Annotated in this window: 2 protein-coding genes; both read right to left on the bottom strand. The window is 63.9% G+C overall.

Annotated elements, in window-relative coordinates:
• The coding region (locus tag OLZ32_RS39110; protein ID WP_264425725.1) for an ABC transporter ATP-binding protein at positions 1 to 1,034 on the bottom strand (1,034 nt) is incomplete at its 3' end.
• A 3-nt stretch (positions 1,035 to 1,037) separates the two neighbouring features.
• On the bottom strand, positions 1,038 to 1,385 hold a 348-nt coding region (locus OLZ32_RS39105; protein ID WP_264425723.1), incomplete at its 5' end, for a carbohydrate ABC transporter permease.

Here is a 1,385-nt window from a genome sequence, read left to right as displayed (position 1 = left end):
GCGATGCCGGTATCGGCGCGCAGGCGGGCGACGACGGATTTGCCGCCGAGCTTGGTGACGGCGAAGGTGTCGGAGCCGGCCGGTTCGACCACCTCGATCAGGCAATCGCCCTCAGTCAGCGAGCGCGCCTTGCGGTCGGCGCCATCGGGATCGGTCAAGGCCTCCGGGCGGATGCCGAAGATCACCTGTCTGCCGGTATAGGCGGTCAGGCCGTCATTGCCTGATATGACCGGCAGTCTGAGCGGGGCGGCATTCGGCCGCTCCAGCGAGACTTCGAGCCCGCCGGCGCCGTTCTCGACGGTGGCGTTGAGCAGGTTCATCGCCGGCGATCCCATGAAGTCGGCGACGAAGATGTTGGAGGGGCTGTTATAGATCTCGGCCGGCGTGCCGAACTGCTGCAGCACGCCGTCCTTCAGCACGGCGATCTTGGTCGCCAGCGTCATCGCCTCGATCTGGTCATGGGTGACATAGACGAAGGTGGTGCCCATGCGCTGATGCAGCCGCTTGATCTCGGTGCGCATGTCGACGCGCAGCTTGGCGTCGAGATTGGAGAGCGGCTCGTCGAACAGGAAGACCTGCGGATTGCGCACCAGCGCCCGGCCCATGGCGACACGCTGGCGCTGGCCGCCGGAGAGCTGGCTCGGCTTGCGGTCGAGCAGATGGCCGATCTGCAGCATGTCGGAGACCTGGGCGATCGCCCTGGCGCGCTCCTCCTTGGGAACGCCGCGGATCTCCATGCCGAAGGCGATGTTGCCCGCCACCGTCATGTTCGGATAGAGCGCATAGGACTGGAACACCATGGCGATGTCGCGCTTGGAGGGATGCAGATCGCTGATGTCGCGCCCGTCGATCTTGATATCGCCTGACGTGATCGTCTCCAGCCCGGCAATGGTGTTGAGCAGGGTGGACTTGCCGCAGCCGGACGGGCCGACCAGCACCAGAAAGCCGCCCTTTTCGAGTTCGAGGTCGATCCCCTTGAGAATGTCGACGGCGCCGAAGCGCTTTTTGAGACCGGAGATTTCGAGGAAGGCCATGGATTACCCTTTGACAGCGCCCGCCATCAGACCGCGCACGAAGTAGCGGCCGGCGAGGATATAGACGATGAGCGTCGGCACGGCGGCAATCATCGCCGCCGCCATGTTGACATTGTATTCGACCACCCCGGTCGAGGTGTTGACGACATTGTTCAGCGCCACCGTCATCGGCATGGTGTCACCGGTGCCGGCGTAAGCCGAGGCAAACAGGAAGTCGTTCCAGATATTGGTGAACTGGTAGATCACCGTGACGACGATGATCGGCAGCGAGTTCGGCAGCATGATGCGGCGGAAGATCTGGAAGAAGCTGGCGCCATCGACCTGGGCGGCCCTGACCAGCTCGGTCGGAAA

Source organism: Rhizobium acaciae (assembly GCF_025941625.1).
In the GTDB taxonomy this organism is placed as follows: domain Bacteria; phylum Pseudomonadota; class Alphaproteobacteria; order Rhizobiales; family Rhizobiaceae; genus Rhizobium; species Rhizobium acaciae.
This window is presented reverse-complemented; position numbering and strand designations above follow the sequence as displayed.